Here is an 18,199-nt window from a genome sequence, read left to right on the forward strand (position 1 = left end):
AACAGGAAAGGAGTTGCACCAATGGCTGCCAAGGAAGTGAAGTTTTCATCGGACGCGCGTGATCGCATGCTGCGCGGCGTGGATACGCTTGCGAATGCGGTGAAGGTCACGCTGGGTCCCAAGGGCCGCAACGTCGTGATCGACAAAAGCTTCGGCGCACCGCGCATCACCAAGGACGGCGTCACCGTCGCCAAGGAAATCGAGCTTGCCGACAAGTTCGAGAATATGGGCGCGCAGATGCTGCGCGAAGTCGCGAGCAAACAGAACGACAAGGCTGGCGACGGCACGACCACTGCGACCGTGCTCGCGCAGGCGATCGTCCGCGAAGGATCGAAGGCGGTCGCCGCCGGGATGAACCCGATGGACGTCAAGCGCGGCATCGATCTTGCCGTGACCAAGGTCGTCGAAGACCTCAAGGCGCATGCGAAGTCGGTCGAGGCGAACAGCGAGATCGCGCAGGTCGCGACCATCTCGGCCAATGGCGATGAAGAAGTCGGCCGCATCCTCGCGGAAGCGATGGAGAAGGTCGGCAACGAAGGCGTGATCACCGTCGAGGAAGCGAAAAGCCTCGCGACCGAACTCGAGACGGTCGAGGGGATGCAGTTCGATCGCGGCTACCTCAGCCCCTATTTCATCACCAATGCCGAGAAGCTGAAGGTCGAACTCGAAGACCCCTATATCCTCATCCACGAGAAGAAGCTGTCGAACCTGCAGGCGATGCTGCCGCTGCTCGAGAGCGTCGTGCAGTCGGGCCGGCCGCTGCTGATCATCGCCGAGGATGTCGAGGGCGATGCGCTCGCGACGCTCGTCGTCAATCGCCTGCGCGGCGGGCTCAAGGTCGCGGCGGTCAAGGCGCCGGGCTTCGGCGACCGCCGCAAGGCGATGCTCGAGGATATCGCGGTACTCACCGGCGGCAATGTCGTCAGCGAAGAACTCGGCATCACGCTCGAGAGCGTCACAATCAACATGCTCGGACGCGCCAAAAAGGTCGTCATCAACAAGGATAATACGACGATCGTCGACGGCGTCGGCACCAAGTCCGACATCGACGGGCGTGTCGCGCAGATCCGCCAGCAGATCGAGACGACGACCAGCGATTATGATCGCGAGAAGCTGCAGGAGCGGCTTGCCAAGCTCGCGGGCGGCGTCGCGGTGATCCACGTCGGCGGCGCCACCGAGGTTGAGGTCAAGGAGAAGAAGGACCGCGTCGACGACGCGCTCCACGCGACCCGCGCGGCGGTCGAGGAAGGCATCCTGCCCGGCGGCGGCATCGCGCTGCTGCGCTCGCTGAAGGCGCTCGAAGGCCTCAAGGCCGCAAACGACGACCAGCAGTCGGGCATCGACATCGTCCGCCGCGCACTCCGCGCCCCGGCGCGCCAGATCGCCGACAATGCCGGCGAGGACGGCGCATGGATCGTCGGCAAGCTGCTCGAAAGCGAGGAGTATAGCTGGGGCTTCAACGCCGCGACCGGCGAATATCAGGACCTCGTCAAGGCCGGCGTGATCGATCCCGCGAAGGTCGTGCGCACCGCGCTTCAGGATGCCGCGTCGGTTGCGTCGCTGCTGATCACCACGGAGGCGCTCGTCGCCGAGCTGCCGAAGGAAGAGAAGGCCGCGCCGATGCCGGCGATGGACTTCTGATCATCGGGGGGCGGCGGGGAAACTTGCCGCCCCCACCCGGTTGGTGCGCGAAATTTCCCGTAACCGGAGAATGGGACCATATCGGTAGCCGCCAGTATAATGATTTACGGCCGTTTCGCTCTCTAAGACGAAAGCTCTCCCAACAACCGCCGAAGATCGCGCTGGGACTGATGGGGCTCGGAATGCATATCAGCCCGTATCCGCTCGAGCTCGCGTGCGACGAACAGGGCAGTGCCGGAATAAGCGAGCGACCAATCTGCAAAATCCCGGCTGCTTCGTTCTCCATCGACCAGCGTCAACAGCTCCCGGTGGCGCGAATCGCGCGAAATGCACGCGCGCAGCTCGGCCACCGCCTCGGCCGGTCCCTCGATGATCTGGGCGAAGCTGTCACCGCTAAACACAAGCGCGCCTGTGACTTGGAGCGCCGCATTGCGGGGCCGTGACACGGCAACGATCGCGTCGATTACCTCATCAGCGCATTCGCGAGGAACATGCGCTCTGCTTACATACATCCAGCAGGCGAGATTACTCATATCCTCCATCCACTATGGTGCACTGCAACAACCGGGTTCGCACGCCCTAAAAGACGCACCTGGTTACCAAATGATAAACGCCCCGCCCGTATTTTTCCGATCTATAACATTCCCGGAAAGCATCGCAATTCCCGCCGCAAGGAGGGTTACGCATGCACAATCTGCCTGTTTCAACTGAATCGAAAATTACCGATTTCCCGGTTGCCATGCTTTCGCAACCCGAGCGGCGTGACCAGCAGCGCCTCCGCACAGTGTACCGCGTCGCGCGGGTGACGGCGAACGGCGACCAAGGGCTCGCCAAGGTGCGGAATCTTTCGGATGGAGGCATCATGCTTTCGCTCTCGCTTCCCGCCTGCCCGGGTACGCCAATTGTTATCGAATTGGCGGAAGGTTGCAGCCTTCAGGGGACGATCGTTTGGCGAGACGGCGACTATTGCGGGGTCAAGCTGGGCGATCCCATCGACAGCGCGAAGACGTTGAAGCGGCTCTATCAAGAGCGATATGCCGGAGATTACCGTCCGTTGCGCCTCCCTTTCGGCAAGACCGTCGCGATCACCTGCGAAGATGGCACCCAGTTCGTCCGGCTTCGCGACATTTCTCAGTCGGGTATGAAAATTGTGCACAGCGGAGGGTTCACCCCCGGCCTGCCGATCAAGATCCTTCTCGCGGGCGAACTCGAGCGGCGCGGCATTGTTCGGTGGTCGCGTGACGGGGTTGCCGGAATCTGGCTTACCGAGAATCTCAGCGTTGCCGATCTCGGGTCACTCAGGGCCTTGTCCGGCGCCGATTTTTGACATCGATATAAGCGTTACAATTTCAGGTCGGCGACGAACAGCGTTCGGATGGCGTCAGGCAGCGTCCGGACCTGGAGACGGTCAAGCATCTTCGCGCGATGCATCTCGACGGTCCGGACGCTGAGACCAAGATTGTGGGCCACCAGTTTGTTGGGCTCGCCCCCGATCAGGCCCCGAAGTACGTCGAGCTCGCGCGGCGACAAACGGCCGATCAACGCTCGGGCATGGTCGCGCCGCGATATATGGTCGACCTCGTCGGCAAGCTGGCCAAAGATGGTTTCGAGTATCTCGAACAACGCATCCTCTGAAAACGGCTTCTCCAGAAAATCCTTGGCGCCGAGCTTCATGGCCCGGACAGCAGTCGGCAGGTCGCCATGTCCTGTAACGACGACGACCGGGAAAATCTGGCGCAAGTCACTTGGCATATGCTCAAGCACGGCCAGCCCGTCGATATCGGGCATTCGCACGTCGAGCAGCGTGATACCGGGCTGAAGCCCCGCCAGCTCGCCGAGAAAATCCCGGCCCGAGAGAAAGGCTCTCACCAAATAGCCGGCACTGTTCAGGAGAAACGACGTTGAACGTCGCACCATCTGGTCGTCATCGACGATATACACGCGGCGCGTGCCGATCGGCGAGGAGGCGGCTGGGTCCGCAGTGGAGTCCATATCCTGTCTCCCATCTCCTGTCGTTGGTTTCATTTCATAGACTTGAGTTGCGAAAGAACAAAGCCGCGTCTTGCGACGCTGCTCCGCATTGGCCTCGCCCCCCGGGACCGGTAAGGGAAGGCACATGATGTTTGAAACCTGTGGAGCAGCGATGCTGGACCTCTCCGCCGCAGATTTTTTCGAGCGAACGACCGACTGCGTCTTCGTCCTTGATCCCGACTGGCGCTTCGTCTTCGGTAACCGAAATGCTGTGCGCGAACTTGGTGCGGGCGAGCTGGTGGGCCGCAATATCTGGGAGTGTTTCCCCGAAGCGGTCGGCTCGATCTTCGACGAGCGATATCGGTTCGCCGTCGCCAATCAGGCGAGCGAAAGGTTCGAAACCTTCTTTGCACCGCTGAATACATGGTACGAAGTGCATGCCGTCCCGTCGGGGACACAGCTGACGGTGTTCTTTCGTGACATCACCGAGCGTCGCGAGGAACTCGAGGCCGCTCGGTCGCGCCGCCGCGCCCTCGATGCGCTGTTCCGCCAAGCGTTCATCGGTATCGGCCAGTTCGACGGGGCGGAGAGACCGGCGCTCGCCAACGACCATTTTTGCCGCATCGTGGGCCGGTCGGAAACCGAACTGTCCGCCCTCACGATCAGCGAACTGATTCATCCCGACGATCTGAGCGATTATCACGCGATCGTTCGCACGCATCGGCGGTCGGGCGAACCGATGGCCGCCGAGCTGCGCTTCCTTCGCGCCGACGGCACCGCGCGGTGGTGCTCGGTGAACATATCCTTCATGCGGCACGAGGCGGAGGCGCCATCGACGGTCATTGTCGCCGAGGACATAACCGAGAGGCGGGCGGCGAGCGCAAAGGCGGCCGAGACGGCGACGTTGCTTGCCGCCATCATCGACAGCGCCCAGGACTCCATTTTCGTCAAGGACCTCGACCGCCGTTTCGTTCTGGTCAATCGCGCGCTCGAGCAATCCGGGCTGAATCTGCTCGGTCGCAGGGTCGAAGACGTATTTTCGCCCGAAATCGCCGAAGACTTTGCCGCTGCCGACCGTCACGTCCTGGAGACGGGTACGAGTTCGATCGTCGAGGAGAACGTCCCGATCCGCGGCGTACCGCGGACCTTTCACACCATCAAGGTGCCTTGGATCGTCGAGGGAGAACTCCGCGGTCTGATCGGCATGTCGCGCGACATCACGCGCCGGCTCGAGACCGAGACGCGGATCCGGCGCAGCGACGAGCGCTACCGGCTGGCCGCCCGGGCGACGAACGATGCGGTGTGGGACTGGGATCTTCTCACCGGCGAGCTTACCTGGAACGAGGCGGTCGAACAGCTCGCGGGCGAGTTGCCCGGCCCCCATGTCGACTGGTGGAAGGAGCGGATTCACGATCAGGATCGCGAATCGGTCGTCGAGGACATTCACGGCTTCGTCGATGACGGCAGGGATCGCTGGCAATGCGAATATCGTTTCCGCCGCGTGGATGGCAGCTATGCGCAAGTTCTCGATCGCGGCTATGTTATTCGCGACGACGACGGAAAGGCCATTCGGATGATCGGCGCGATGTCCGATCTCAGCGAGCGGCTCGAGGCGCAGCAACGGCTGAACGAACTGCAAAACGAGTTGATTCACGTGTCGCGGCTGAGTGCGATGGGCACCATGGCGTCGGCGCTGGCGCATGAAATCAACCAGCCGCTCACCGGAATTTCCAACTATATGGGCGGCGCGCGGCGGATGCTGCGCGAGCGAGGCGCCGCGGCCATACCCGAAGTCGCCGCCGCGATAGACGAGGCTGGGGCGGCCTCGCAGCATGTCGGCGAGATCATCCGACGTTTGCGGCGCATGGTAAGTCGCGGCAAGGCCCAGTTGCAGCCCGTTCGGCTGGCAGGCCTTGTCGACGATGCGCTCGCCCTGGCGATCCCCAACGAAGCGTTGGCGGCCGTGCGTGTCGAGCGCGATCTCGGCGATGTGGAGGCGATGGCCGACCCCGTTCAGATTCAGCAGGTGTTCTTCAACCTCTTCCGCAATGCCGTCGAGGCGATGGAGGGGCAGGACGAGCGAAGATTGACGATCACAGCCAGACAGAGCGGCAACGGCGTCGCGATCGATGTCGAAGACAATGGCCCGGGATTCGCAAGCCAGGTCCGCGAAGGCCTGTTCACGTCGTTCGGTTCGACAAAAGCCGGGGGGCTGGGTGTCGGACTGACGATTTGCCGCACCATCGTAGAAGCCCATGGGGGTCATATTTCCGTTCAGCGCAGCAACGCTTCGGGGTCGGTCATGACATTGGAATTGTCCGCCGCCCCGAGAGTCGCGACCGCTCCCTAAGCAGCCGCTTCGCTCCGGTCTTCCGACTTCCCGGCAGAGGCCGTATCGGCAGCGCCCGACTTCACCGCGATGCGTTTTGTGCGATCCGTCTCGGCAGGCTGCGCGATCTTCAGGTTCAAAATGCCGTTCTTTACCTCGGCTTCGATCCTTTCCGGGTCCGGTTCGAACGGCAACCGGATCACGCGGCGGAATTGCCCCACCTGACGTTCGGCGATCCGATAGCCGCCCCTTTCGACCTGGTTTTCGCGGCGCGTTTCACCGGCGATGACGAGTTCATCGTTGTCGACCAGCACCTCGATATTCTGCCCATCCACGCCCGGCAGTTCCGCGTCGACTTCGATGCCGCCATCGACTTCGCGAACTCGAAAGCCACCTGACCGATGACAGTCCCGGCGCTTTGGATGCCGCTAGCCGGGTCGCATCCCTGTCTCCCCGCGAACGGCAGGTACTCCTGCTCGTCGCCGATGGGATCATGACAAAAGGCATTGCGTTCGAGCTTGGTCTCAGCGTCCGAACGATCGAGGTCCATCGCGAGCGCGCCGTCCGGCGCCTCGGCGTGCGCACCATGGTCGAAGCGGTAAGGCTGCTTACGCTCGCTTCGCCATCGATTCCCTTGATGGACGTCCGGCCGCATGCGCCGCGCAGCATCCGGAGTTTCGACGCTTAAGAGCCAGGGGTAGAAGGCGACTCATGGCCGATTACGGCCGGACAGCTTTAGGGCGCGGATCAAAGGAAGCGGACATTGCACCATCCTCGTGCGAACGCGCACAACGTCAAAAAAGTCTAATTTTGGGGAGGTCTGGCGCGTCGCATCCATTCTGACACGTCCGGGGGAGGGACGTAAAGACGACAACTGCCCGCCTCGTTCATGACGGTTTTCCCGTCGTAGGTCACCAACCGCCGATGGGTAGGCGCCCGCCGATCTATAACATAGCCACCCTTTGGGGCGCCCATGTCGTGCGCGCCGGCAATCTGCTGACCGGCCAGAACCCGGCCTCCAGCTTGCCACTGGCCGAGGCCGTTCTGGCAGCTCTGCGCTAAACCCTGCTCCGAAGGGGGCCGGCCAAAACGGCCGCCCCCCCTTTCTCGGCTGTTGCAGGATGAAACCATTTCTCGCCAGAGGCATTTGGAATGAGCACAGATGTCAACGGCGATCGATCGGTCTGCCGCCGCCATGTGCACTTCTAAGCGTATCGCCGCGCGGCTGTCCGACGCCATGTCTCAGTCGGATGGCCGCCGGCGAACGCATCCGGGTCAGTGGCCTGAAGATCAGCAGGTGTAGCTGACGAATTTGTAATGGGGATCGAAGCGCACACGCGCTGGATCGAGGCTCAACGTCCGTCGATAGGTTTCGCCTTCCTCGACTTCGGTGATCGCAACGACTTCCCCTTCGATCGCCATGCGAACGGGAACGATCGAGACGGGACGATCCTTCCGCAGAATTCGCATTCTCACCATATCCTCGCGCATCGAGCGTTCGGTGACATGGTCTCCATAGTCGGTGCGCAGCGTTTCGCCGGGCACAATCCAGCAACTCGTCGACGCACCCGCCTCGTCACGCCGGTACCCGGCCATGTGTGCAACGATGAAACGCTCGAGCGAAGCGGGCGTTCTTTCTCGCTCGATCGTGTAGGGCGCAGTGCTATCGGCACGGATAACCGCGACCGAGTATACATCGCCCCAGGACGACACAGCCTCAAGCGCGACCGTCCCGACGCCATTTTGCTGCACGATGACATTTCCGGCAGGATCAAGCAGTCGAACCTCGACGGGAGTCTTGCTCTTCATGTTCACCACCGTGCGATTTGTCTCGCCCGGCAGCGTCACGAAAGAATAGATGTCGATGCTTCCGCGCTTGCCCGAGGCGCCATTGATGAGCGAGGCTTCGGGTAGCATCCGCGGAGCGGGTCCCCCTCCAGATCCCTGTGCGGCCGCTGGGAGGGGGAGGCTCATGACGGCGGCGAGCAGGACGAAATATTTCATTGTGCCCGCCCCCGCTTGCGCATCTCGTCGAACAACCGCGCGGTCTCCGCCTGTTCCTTGACCTGATTGCGAAGTGCCAACGCGGCGGCGCGCGCAGCATTCGCCGCTTGTCGGCGCTGCTCCGCGAGGATTTGTTCGTTCCAGGCAGGATCGAGCGGCGATTTGATAGCCTCGACCGTCGCTCCGCTCTTGTCAGCGGGATTTCCGGGGCCACCGGCGCTCCCGGTGACCCGAATATTTGAGGCGCCACCCGCAATGCCGGTCCACTCGGCGCCCGGGCGCCATTCAACAAACTTGACGATCCGGTAGTTCGCACTGCTTTTCCATTGGTCGCGCTTCGCGAGCGCATCGGCCTCTGTCAGAAAGGCACGACAGGTGTCCGAACTGAAGCTGGCGAACATCCGGTATCCCGGAATTATCGTGCCGGTCCCGACCGCCTTGTCGAACAACGATCCGATACCCGTCCCGAGCCCGGGCCCCTTTTCCCGTTTCGCCGGAAACGGTTCGACGACCAGCATGGCCACCGGCGTCCCCGCCCCGCCTGACGTTTCCATGGTGCAAAGCATCCAATATGGGGGTTCTGCCTCCGCTGCAGTCGCCGCCTGTCCCATCGGTACCCCGATTCCCCAAAGCAGCAGCAGATATATTGTATGACGTTCCAGCACCTTTCCCTCCTGCTTCAGGAGATGAGAAAGCAACGGCAAATCCTCCACGTCAAGGTAGCTTGATGCAGCCCGTGCAAGCTTCGCAGCAACTACGTCCCCTCGTCCTTCCGAGCAATCAGTGCTGGCCGGTGGCTGACGGTCCGCTTCAGGAAGCGACCATATAAAAGCTGCCGTTGCTTGCTTAGTATCCCATCTTTCTTGCTGCTCCGCTCTGTCCGATCTAGACCCAAACTCGCCGGGGCGAAGCAACCTCCCGGACAAGCGCAGCGTGCGCTCAAGCGTTGCCTTTTGGTCCCTGCGCGCGCGGGGACGAGGAGGTTTGTTTGAAGCGCTTTTCTTTTTCGATCCTGCTGCTCGTCGCCACCCCTGCCTATGCCGAGGACGGTCTGACACTGAGCGCCAACACGCGCCTCCGCTATGAGACGATCGAGGGGCAGCCCCGTGCGGGCTTCAACGAATCCGACGATCTCTTCAACATCCGTACGATCGTGACGGCCGAGTATCGCACCGGACGGCTGAGGCTCGGCGCCGAGCTCTACGACAGCCGGGTTTATGGCGGCGACGCCGGGACACCGATCACCACGGGTGAGGTCAACACGCTCGAACTGGTGCAGGCTTACGTCGGCTATGAGATGCCGGACGCTTTCGGGCCGGGCACGAAGCTCGGCCTGCAGGCAGGCCGTTTCACCCTGAATCTCGGATCGCGCCGCCTCGTCGCCGCCGACGACTATCGCAACACGACCAACGGCTACACCGGCATCCGCGCCGATCTCGGGTTGCCCGACGACCTGTCGGCGACGCTGATCTACACGCTGCCGCAAGTCCGCCTCCCGGACAATCGCCCCGACCTCGTCGACAACCGCGTCAAGTTCGATCGCGAGAGTTTCGACCTTGTCCTGTGGGGCGGTCTTGCCGCGAAGAAGCTATCTGGCAAGCGCAGCGCCGCTGAGCTCTCCTACTTTCATCTGGGAGAGCGCGACTCCCCCCATCTCGCGACCCGCGACCGTTCGCTCGATACGTTCGGCCTTCGCCTCTATCGGGACCCCGCTGCCGGTCGAGCCGACTTCGAGAGCGAAACCTTCTACCAGTCCGGTTCGGTGAGCGCCTCGCTCGCTCCGGCGGCATCGAGGCTCGATGTTTCGGCTTGGTTCACCCATCTTGAGGCGGGGTACACTTTCAAGCATCCGTGGTCACCGCGTATCGCGCTCGAGTTCGACTATGCGAGCGGCGATGGTCGCGGCGGCAAGTTCACCCGCTTCGACACACTGTTCGGCATGCGGCGCGCCGATCTCGCGCCTGCCGGTCTTTATAACGCGGCCGGTCGTGCAAACATCATAGCAACGGGCCTGCGCGTCGAAGCGGCCCCGTCGAAACGACTCGATGCCTTCGCCGCCTACCGTCCGCTTTGGCTCGCGTCGCGCTATGACAGCTTCTCGACGACGGGCGTTCGAGACGCTTCCGGCAATTCGGGGCGCTTCGCTGGCCACCAGATCGAGGCGCGCGTCCGCTACTGGCTCATCCCGAAGCGCCTCCGCCTCGAATGGAACGGTCTTCTGCTCGCCAAGGGCCGTTTCCTCCGCGATGCGCCAAACGCACCTGCAAGAGGCACTACCCTTTATAACTCGGCCAATGTCACGATCAGCTTTTAGGCCGCCGATGGCCGTTTGCTGACCGTCCGCTTCTGGATAACTAACCGCCATATCTGTCATTTGGAAAGCTTGGGAGGTCCCTCGTACGCAAAGAACAACGGCTCTCCAACGCCCCTGAGGTTGAGCGCTCCGAAGCATTTATTTGTACAAAACTAGGCTCGCGCCGTAGCGGGGCCCCGTCCAACATCGTCTCGCGTTTCAGCCATGCTGAGCCTGTTCCGTCACCAACCGAGGGTCGGTGAGGCCGAACAAACGATTAGCTTCTTCGCTCCACGGGTCATTGCGACGTAGAGGTGGTGGAAATTTAGATCGTCGCCGTCCAAAATCACCGCAACGTCGCCTTCCAACCCCTTCATTAGCAGCGTGCTGCCAACCGACCTCGCAGCTAGCGGACGGCCAATCAGGCGGCTCTGCTCCCGCACTTGGACGGTCGAATCTTGAAATGATGGATTAGGACCTAGGCAGCTGCGCAAGGCACGGATGCAAGCGCGCATCACGGCGTCACGATGAATCCCACCGGTCGCCTGCCGGCCCAGTTCAACCAGAAAATCAAGCGCCGCAGAATAGCTGCGATCGTTGACTAGGGCATAGCCAGCGGACTCCAAGTGGCCCTGTGGTGGAAAGCCGAGCCCGATCTTTGCTCTAATCGAGGCCGCCACCTGTACCGCGCCTGCACCGGACATAAGCTCGTCGGCGAAAGCCGCCATCTGTTCGAGCGCCATTGCAGATGTTGGCAGGAAGTTTTGACCAAACGCGACGAGATCCTTCAGATCGACAGCTTCGACTACGATTGCCCCTGCCACCCGGCTGGCAATGGCTCGCTGCTGCGCCGGCGATGTCGCGAATCCGATGATTAGGACTTTCTGGTCGGACGAGGCGGGGACCGACGCTGCGGCAACTCTGGAAGCGAGGTCATTTGCTCCGGTCAGCTGTACCCAGTCCAACCGGCCTGCTGGTGCCGACCGTACATCGACCTGATGCCCTGCCACCATCGAGTCCCGCGCCTGGAGAAGCCAATTACCGAGATCAGCAGCCCCGGCGTTGATCCACCGCCAAGGCTCAGTGAGCTGGGCCACGACGGGGAAATAGGCACACACTTCGGTATCCCAACTAGGAAGATTATCGCCGCCGAAACCGAAGATCGCCTGTAGGGGGTCGCCAAGCACGCAGGTCGGAACCGCCTGTGCTAGCCATGTGACCATGGCATGCTGCCTTTCCGAACAGTCCTGATACTCGTCGACAATCAGGCGTGCGTAACTTGCCCGTATGACATCCGTGACGTGACCAGCGGCCAGAAGTGACGCCGCGGCGTTTCGGATCGCCGGATAGTCGTTTCCGGGATTGCCAAGCGACAGTGCAACTGGATTGATCGAGCTTCTAGAGGGAAAGGTTGACGCTAAGCGCATCGCCCATCCATCAAGTGTCGCCAGACGATAGCGCGTGAATGGGACCCCGAAAGCGTCCAGTCTGGCGCGTAACGCCGCCACCCCAGCATTAGTGTGCGTCAGGACAAGTATCGGCTTCCGCTCACGATGGCGTTTGAGAGCGTCAGCGATGAGGTAAGTCTTTCCGCACCCGGCTGGCGCAGTCACAGCGCCACGATTTACGGTTAAAAGGTCAACCATCACAGGCCTTCCGCAAGCCAGTCGTATATTCCTCGGATCTGGTCCTGAAAGGGTTGCTGCAGTTCAGCCAGCCCAGGGCCGAGGATTTCTCTACCTACATGCTCCATCCAACCGACCTGCTTGAACCACCCGGACTTCTTCGCGCGAGATGCCGTCCCAAGCAGCGCCCTGTTCTCCGTCGATATATCTCCGCGTGCACTGGCCAGATTCTTGGCACCCTGCGAGATCGTCGAGATCTTGCTGCTCACATGTTCGTCGCCGTGAATATCAACGGCATAATCGAGCAATCGGTCGATGTCGGGTGCTCGAATGGCTTGAAACAGTTCGTCCTCAAGGGCGTATCCAGGGCGCCACTTTACAAGCTTTCCGCCCTTTATCAGGAAATCAGCTTCGACGAGCGGATCCGGTTGCTCGTCGTCATCACGGAGCACCATCGTTCGATAGCCAAGTGCCAGAAACGCTGTCGCTCTTCCATATATCTTGGATACGCCACCGGAATCCACGAGAGCGCCACCAAGTGTTTCGATGCTCTTACTGCCGTTCGCGGCCCCGTACTGGCTCAGGCCACGGAGAAGCCCCACTTCGCTCGCTCCCTCGCACACAATGACGGAGCGAGCGAGAAACGCTTCGGGAAACAGCCTCAGCGCACCTTGGATCGGGCCATCCGTTCCCGCGAGCTGTATGTCGTGATCGCCGTCGCTACGGCGCATAATCCACAGCTGCGCCCCCGAGATTTCGCGGACGACAACCGGCGAATGCGTGGTGGTAAAGGTTTGTACCTTAGGCTGATCAGCCTTCACCTCCAAAGACTCCAAAAGTCGGGCGATACGATGGGGTTCCAGTCCATGCTCCATTTCGTCGATGAGTAGCATCGTCGACTGCTTCGATGCCTCACGTTGCAAGCCGGCGAGGAGCAAGCGACTGGATCCGACACCCAAGCTTCGTAAGGGAACGCCGCCTTCGTCGTGCAGACTTATTGCGCCGCCGGTTAGGGATACACTCTGGGCTTCAAGCATCGCTTTCGCTGCCGAGCCGACAGATATGCCGAGCTCGCCGGCCGTGCGGGTCACGATTTCTAGTACGTCCTTGAGCTGATCTTTCACCTCGTCGCCGAACGCTTCGCGCGCGTCGCGAGCAGCCTTTGTCATGAAGGCGCCGAACTCTGGCTTCTCTTCAGAAAGCTTGGTTAGCACGCTTCCGCGACGCCACCCCAAATTCTGCACCGCGAGCTCGCCAATACGGCTAGGGGCCAGCCGCTGTCGGTCGGCCCAGATCAGGTTTCGAGACTGACCTGCCGCAGCGGCGCGATCGGAATAAAGCGACCACGCCGGCTCCAGATCGTCGGCGACCGTCAACCCCACGGTCAAGATCGTGTCCAGCTCCACCGCTGGCTCATCCTCGATCTGTCCTGTCGTAAGGTTGAAGCCGCGAAGATACTGCCCGTAAGCGTCCATCATCTTCAACGGCTCATCAAGTTCACCGATCGATATAACGATTTCAATCGGCTGACTCACGTCGAGCGCGTGGAAGTCAGCGTCAGAGAATTGCACATTGCGGCGGGCACCGAGACACAGATCAATCGCATCCAGAATTGTGGTCTTGCCGGTATCGCCTGGCCCTACGATGCAGTTCAGCCCCGAGGTTGGGACCCAGTCCAGTTTCCTGATACTCCGGAAGTTCTTGATGATGATCCGCCTAATCCGAGCCAAATCTCTTCCCCCAGTAGTCCGTACGACGCCGTCTCCATCTGCGGTCGGATGGCCGGAAATGCTAGGAAATTCATCTCGCGTAGCAATCGATTTTATGACGTTATAAGCGCATTGTAATAGATCGAGACTGCTGGTGGCATTTACGGATCCACTCGCCAAGACTGGGACAAGTGACCGGCAATCTCAACTGGCGGCCGCTTAGCGCCGTTCTGAATGATACAGTGGGGGGAATTATCAGTTCTGAATGATAGCACCGGAGTGATTGCAGCAGGGCTTCTTGGTGATGGGCCAGATCCATCTCATCTATAGTTTCGCGCAACCGATCATCGGCACGCGCGCGTCGGATCGCGCCAGAAGATACCATATAGTCCCAGTCTTTAGTTGACCGATAGTTTCTGGGCAGCGGTGTCACATTTTTTGCGCCTACTTCTCACTCAAAGTAGCAGTGTCCCGGCGCAGGACATCAATCCCCTTCCTTTCCGCAGCTTGCCCTCTTAGGCTAGGTAGTAAGTGCTTTGGGAATCGGGAGGAATAGTGGCGACCGCAAAACGTTCGGCGACAGCCGCTCCGGCATTTTCCGGCTATATCTTTCAGCTGGAGCGCGCGCTGTTCCACCTCGCCACTGCCGGCGAAGGCGCCGTAGTTGCCGTGGAACATCCTGACGATGTTGCAGTTTTTCGCGGCGGCAAGCCGACGCTCGTCGAGCAAGACAAGAATAGCGTCCAGGCTGGACGAGATATCCTTAGGAATCGCAGCAAGGATCTCTGGCGGACCTTACAATTATGGCTAGCCCTTCACGAAGGACCCGATGGACCAAGCTGCGTCCGTTATCTGCTCGTTACGAACACGGTCTCGAGCGACTCCATTGTCTCCGCGCTGAAACAATATCAGGCGAAGGAAATTGACGCTGCCGTGGCGGTCGCCAAGCTCCGCTCGGACAGCGGTCCGAAGTCGAACTCTAAGATTCAAAAAATCATTGATGATGTACTTGCTCGGTCCGACGACATGCTCGCGACGCTTTTAGCCAAGGTCGAGATTATCGAGAGCAGTTCACTGGGGGAGAGCCGGGGAATGCTCGCCACCGCGCTGGCTATCGACCCCGGAGTCGATGCCGATATGGTCGTCGATAATTTGCTCGGTTGGGTGACTCGTTTACTGCGGGACCGATGGCAGGCACGTGAGATCGGAATGATCGAGCGGAGTGCCTGTGTTCGACAGTGTCGCCGCACAGAACAATCGCTAATTCGGCAACGCTTATTACCTAGGCCGTCGCGCGAAGTGATGCTGGAGGATACAGACCGCGAGCGTGTAAAGGCGCGGCCGTTTGTCGCTCATCTCGGTCGCATCAAGAGCGAGGACGATGTCGTGTTTGAAGCGATCGATCATTTTCTTCAGTTCAATATCGAGAAGCATCGGCTGACCACCCAAGGCGAGATCCCGGATCGGGAGTGGGCAGATCGCAGTGACCGGCTCGCAGCGCGTTGGCGCGGAGTAGTGCGGCGCGTGAAGCTCGACTTACCGGAAGCAGACGACATGGCGCGTGGCCAACACATCCTCGCTCGCTCGACAACTGACCATCACGAACCGCTCGGCGGCCACGCGTGTGATGAACTCTATATGACCGCCGGTCACTACCACCGATTGGCCGACGAAGACTTGGTCTGGTGGGACCCAGCTTTTAAGAAGGATAAGTAGCGCTGTGCGGCAGGACCATGAGGAACTAGTGCTGCGGAACCCAGCGCTCGGCGCGACAGCGTTCTGGCATTTTTCCGGCCAGTTTGGCGAGCATGCGAGAGGAGCGCCACCGGTGCTTCCGCACTTCTATATCGCGATGGCAATCCTTCACCATCGCGCTTCGGTCGATAAGCTCCACCGCATGCAATTCGATAGCGGCATCATGAAGGCAGTTGCTGACCAACCTCATATTATTGCTGGCCTCCAGCAGCGGCTCGAGGCGCACGCTCCGCTGGCGCTTTCTGCGCTCCAGCTCGGCACGTCGAGCGGATTGCTTCTTCGAGAGGGTGGACCAGGTTTTCCAAGCTACCGCGCTGTCGGCGCCGCGCTCCCCTCACCGATACGCCAAGCTGAAGGTGGAACGTCGCGCATTTACGGCGCTGCACGCCGCCTTGGCGCCTTCTTCGCTGCGGATCCACTCCCGCTGCTCTCACGACATTTGATGATCGAGTTCTGAGCTATGAAACTGCACATCAAGCGATTGGTCATCTGGCCACAAGATGTGGAGCTTGAGCCGCGCGCGGTTCGCTTCGATCTGGACAAAATCAGCGTAATCACGGGGTGGAGCGGTACTGGAAAATCTTCCATCATTAGTATCATAGACTATGTGTTCGGCGCTGAAACCTGTCATATACCAGTCGGCGAGATTCGGGACTTCGCTTCTTGGTATGGGCTTGAGATCGAAACCGACGCGGGCCCGATGCGTGTTGCGAGGCGGAAACCGGACGGACGATCAGGATCGCGCGATATGTCGGTGCAGCGCGGGGACGATGCACTGGCACCGTTGCCTCGCCAGCCGATGATCACTGGCAACGTAGATAGCTTTAAGCTGATGATGGACACGCTGAGCGGGTTGTCCGACCTGCGATTGGACCCCCAGCAGGACAAGGGTTGGAATCAACGCGCGTCCTTTCGTGACTTGGCGAGCTTCAACTTCTTACCTCAGCATATCGTCGCCAATCCAAACACGCTTTTCTTCAAAGCGGACTCGCACACACATCGTGAAAAACTGCGCAACGTGTTGCCCCTGGCAATGGGGGTAATTAACAATGGCGATCTCGCTCGCATTCACGAACTAAGCCAGCTCCGTGACATGTTGCGCAAAATCGAAGGAGAATTGAAGCTACGGCGTAATGGGCTCGATTCATGGCGGTCAAATGCGACCGGCGCCTTTTATCGGGCGCAGGAACTCAGCTTACTTCCGGCCGGTGAACCGCCCGCAAGCCTGCCCGATCTGATTGGTATCTTACGTACGGTTGTCGAAGCTGGCGGGCGCAGCGTACAGGTGCCTGGGCGCATTTCGAAAGCGGTGCAACGACTAGAAGAATTGAAAGCTCAAGAACAGCAGCTTGACCGTAAAATGAACGATGACAAGAGGCGTCTTCGGCGTCTTAAGGCACTTCGTAAATCCGTCGGCGATTTCGATGAGGTGCTGGAGGAGCAGCGCGCCGCAGTACATGGCGTGGGCTGGTTCCAGGCGCACCTGAGTCATGAACAGTGTGCGTTATGTGGCTCAGATACCGATGTGGCACGCCTCCAACTGGAACAACTCGAGGAACCAATTACTGAGCTTGAAGAACTAGGTGTCGGTGCTGCGACGGCGGCGCCAATGGTCGATGCTGACATCGCGAAGATTCAGAGGACTCTCCTTGAGGATGAACGAGCCCTAATCGCCGGTCGCCGGACGCGCTTCGAACTTGAACGTGAGGCTGACAAGGAACGGCACGTGAGCCAGAGTCTTGAGGCGGTATTTCGCTTTATCGGAAGCACGGAGCAAGCGCTACGCATGTTCGCAGATGTCGAGGGGGATGGGGGCCTTGCCGCCCAGGCAGCGGAACTCGCCAAGCGCATCGCCAACCTTGAAAGCCAGTCCAATCCAGCGCAGCGCGCGATCAGGGAAATGGATGTCGCCAAGCACGTCACTACCTATATCGAGCGCTTCATTAAATACCTTGGCATCGATGGCGCCGATGGTGTGCCGGTTCTAGATCAGAAAGAGCTGAGCCTAAGGTTCAACCGAGGGCCTGACGCAAAGCCAGACTATCTATGGGAGATCGGTAGCGGCGAGAACTGGATGGCTTATCATCTGGCAGCGCTTCTCGCATTACAAAGCGTGTTTTTGCGGCGCGGCAGTGCAAACCCAGTTCCCACTTTTCTAGTTATCGACCAGCCAAGCCAAGTATACTTCCCCAGTGACACGTTCGAACGGGTTGTAGAAGGGCGATCGGCGGCTGACGGAACGGGTCGGCGGAGTAGGCGACTCAATGATCTCGACAGCACTAAGCAGATATTCCGCGCGCTGGCGCGCGCGCAGAAGAAGTTGAACGGCGCTCTACAGATTATTGTTCTTGACCATGCCGACCAAAATGCATGGGGCGATCTCGACAATGTGAAGGGCATTGAGACTTGGCGCAACGATAGCGACTGGCTGATTCCACAGCACTGGATCAACGCTGGCAGTGGTGAGCAGCCTACGGCTTAGATTAGGCGCTTTGCTGACACGGTGTTGTAACGGTCGCGAGCGCCTGGTTTCGGGCCGCGATATCGCGGCCAGCTACGACCGATATGAGGCGCAGAGCCGCCAAACAAAAAGGCGGCCTGAAAGGCCGCCAAGTTTGTGATGAAGGAGCCCCTTCATCGGGTCGCGCTGCAGCACTTACTGCTGTGCGGATGAGACACCACCGATATCCGCAAATGCATCGCAGTTTGTTGGTGACTGATGCTGCACTGCAACACGTTGTTTCGTATGAAACCACCATTCACGCGATCGCGACGCCTCGAAATGCGACGTCTGATCTGAGAAACTGGGGTATGGAGCGTTGATGTCTCCAACCCAATGCGGCCAATCCTCCGGTCATGCGTAATCCAAAGA

Annotated in this window: 14 protein-coding genes and 1 pseudogene; 8 read left to right on the forward strand and 7 right to left on the reverse strand. The window is 60.2% G+C overall.

The window, feature by feature from the left end; genetic code table 11:
- Positions 1 to 21 precede the first annotated feature (21 nt).
- Positions 22 to 1,641: a chaperonin GroEL gene (gene groL / locus ACSYDV_RS18625; protein WP_438325323.1), complete on the forward strand. Its 1,620-nt coding sequence runs from the start codon at positions 22 to 24 to the stop codon at positions 1,639 to 1,641.
- Between the two features lie 122 nt (positions 1,642 to 1,763).
- On the opposite strand, the gene ACSYDV_RS18630 is transcribed toward groL, so the two are convergent.
- A complete protein-coding gene (locus ACSYDV_RS18630; protein WP_438325325.1) occupies positions 1,764 to 2,174 on the reverse strand; it encodes a BLUF domain-containing protein in 411 nt (136 codons plus the stop codon).
- Between the two features lie 152 nt (positions 2,175 to 2,326).
- On the opposite strand from ACSYDV_RS18630, the gene ACSYDV_RS18635 reads away from it, so the two are divergent.
- Positions 2,327 to 2,968, forward strand: a complete 642-nt coding sequence (locus ACSYDV_RS18635; protein WP_438325326.1) for a PilZ domain-containing protein — start codon at positions 2,327 to 2,329, stop codon at positions 2,966 to 2,968.
- A gap of 14 nt (positions 2,969 to 2,982) precedes the next feature.
- Here ACSYDV_RS18635 and ACSYDV_RS18640 read toward each other — a convergent pair whose 3' ends face one another.
- Positions 2,983 to 3,633 carry a response regulator transcription factor gene (locus ACSYDV_RS18640; RefSeq protein WP_438325328.1) on the reverse strand — a complete coding sequence of 217 codons (651 nt, stop codon included), beginning with the start codon at positions 3,631 to 3,633 and terminating at the stop codon, positions 2,983 to 2,985.
- 124 nt (positions 3,634 to 3,757) lie between these two features.
- Between ACSYDV_RS18640 and ACSYDV_RS18645 the strand changes: the two genes are divergently transcribed.
- Positions 3,758 to 5,962, forward strand: coding sequence for a PAS domain-containing sensor histidine kinase (locus tag ACSYDV_RS18645; RefSeq protein WP_438325330.1), 2,205 nt, complete (start codon positions 3,758 to 3,760; stop codon positions 5,960 to 5,962).
- On the opposite strand, the pseudogene ACSYDV_RS18650 reads toward ACSYDV_RS18645, so the two are convergent.
- A pseudogene (locus ACSYDV_RS18650) lies at positions 5,959 to 6,306 on the reverse strand (Hsp20/alpha crystallin family protein); the annotation flags it as partial. The gene ACSYDV_RS18645 and the pseudogene ACSYDV_RS18650 sit on opposite strands and share 4 nt — an antisense overlap.
- A gap of 53 nt (positions 6,307 to 6,359) precedes the next feature.
- On the opposite strand from ACSYDV_RS18650, the gene ACSYDV_RS18655 reads away from it, so the two are divergent.
- Entirely contained in the window at positions 6,360 to 6,629 is a 270-nt protein-coding gene (locus ACSYDV_RS18655; RefSeq protein ID WP_438325332.1) for a LuxR C-terminal-related transcriptional regulator, read from the forward strand.
- Between the two features lie 602 nt (positions 6,630 to 7,231).
- Here the strand turns inward: ACSYDV_RS18655 and ACSYDV_RS18660 are convergent.
- Both ACSYDV_RS18660 and ACSYDV_RS18665 read right to left on the reverse strand, forming a co-directional pair.
- Complete coding sequence (locus ACSYDV_RS18660) at positions 7,232 to 7,945, reverse strand: hypothetical protein (protein WP_438325333.1); 714 nt, start codon at positions 7,943 to 7,945, stop codon at positions 7,232 to 7,234.
- Positions 7,942 to 8,658, reverse strand: a complete 717-nt coding sequence (locus ACSYDV_RS18665) for a hypothetical protein (RefSeq protein ID WP_438325335.1) — start codon at positions 8,656 to 8,658, stop codon at positions 7,942 to 7,944. The genes ACSYDV_RS18660 and ACSYDV_RS18665 overlap by 4 nt, the downstream gene beginning before the upstream one ends.
- Before the next feature lie 275 nt (positions 8,659 to 8,933).
- On the opposite strand from ACSYDV_RS18665, the gene ACSYDV_RS18670 reads away from it, so the two are divergent.
- Positions 8,934 to 10,259, forward strand: coding sequence for an alginate export family protein (locus tag ACSYDV_RS18670; RefSeq protein ID WP_438325336.1), 1,326 nt, complete (start codon positions 8,934 to 8,936; stop codon positions 10,257 to 10,259).
- Between the two features lie 221 nt (positions 10,260 to 10,480).
- Here the strand turns inward: ACSYDV_RS18670 and ACSYDV_RS18675 are convergent, their stop codons facing one another.
- Together ACSYDV_RS18675 and ACSYDV_RS18680 are read right to left on the reverse strand one after the other, a co-directional pair.
- Positions 10,481 to 11,884: a UvrD-helicase domain-containing protein gene (locus ACSYDV_RS18675; protein WP_438325338.1), complete on the reverse strand. Its 1,404-nt coding sequence runs from the start codon at positions 11,882 to 11,884 to the stop codon at positions 10,481 to 10,483.
- Positions 11,884 to 13,593, reverse strand: coding sequence for an ATP-dependent nuclease (locus tag ACSYDV_RS18680; protein ID WP_438325340.1), 1,710 nt, complete (start codon positions 13,591 to 13,593; stop codon positions 11,884 to 11,886). Before ACSYDV_RS18680 ends, ACSYDV_RS18675 begins: the two co-directional genes overlap by 1 nt.
- Positions 13,594 to 14,127: 534 nt before the next feature.
- Here ACSYDV_RS18680 and ACSYDV_RS18685 point away from each other — a divergent pair.
- Genes ACSYDV_RS18685 through ACSYDV_RS18695 form a run of 3 tightly spaced genes read left to right on the forward strand, consistent with a single transcriptional unit; the run spans position 14,128 to position 17,809 of the window.
- On the forward strand, positions 14,128 to 15,288 hold the full coding sequence (locus ACSYDV_RS18685) for an ABC-three component system protein (RefSeq protein ID WP_438325342.1): 1,161 nt from the start codon (positions 14,128 to 14,130) through the stop codon (positions 15,286 to 15,288).
- A 4-nt stretch (positions 15,289 to 15,292) separates the two neighbouring features.
- Positions 15,293 to 15,784 carry a three component ABC system middle component gene (locus ACSYDV_RS18690; protein WP_438325343.1) on the forward strand — a complete coding sequence of 164 codons (492 nt, stop codon included), beginning with the start codon at positions 15,293 to 15,295 and terminating at the stop codon, positions 15,782 to 15,784.
- Positions 15,785 to 15,787: 3 nt separating this feature from the next.
- Positions 15,788 to 17,809: a DUF3732 domain-containing protein gene (locus ACSYDV_RS18695; RefSeq protein ID WP_438325344.1), complete on the forward strand. Its 2,022-nt coding sequence runs from the start codon at positions 15,788 to 15,790 to the stop codon at positions 17,807 to 17,809.
- The last annotated feature ends 390 nt before the right edge of the window (positions 17,810 to 18,199 follow it).

Origin of the sequence: Sphingopyxis selenitireducens (genome assembly GCF_051550705.1) — a bacterium.
GTDB lineage: Bacteria > Pseudomonadota > Alphaproteobacteria > Sphingomonadales > Sphingomonadaceae > Sphingopyxis.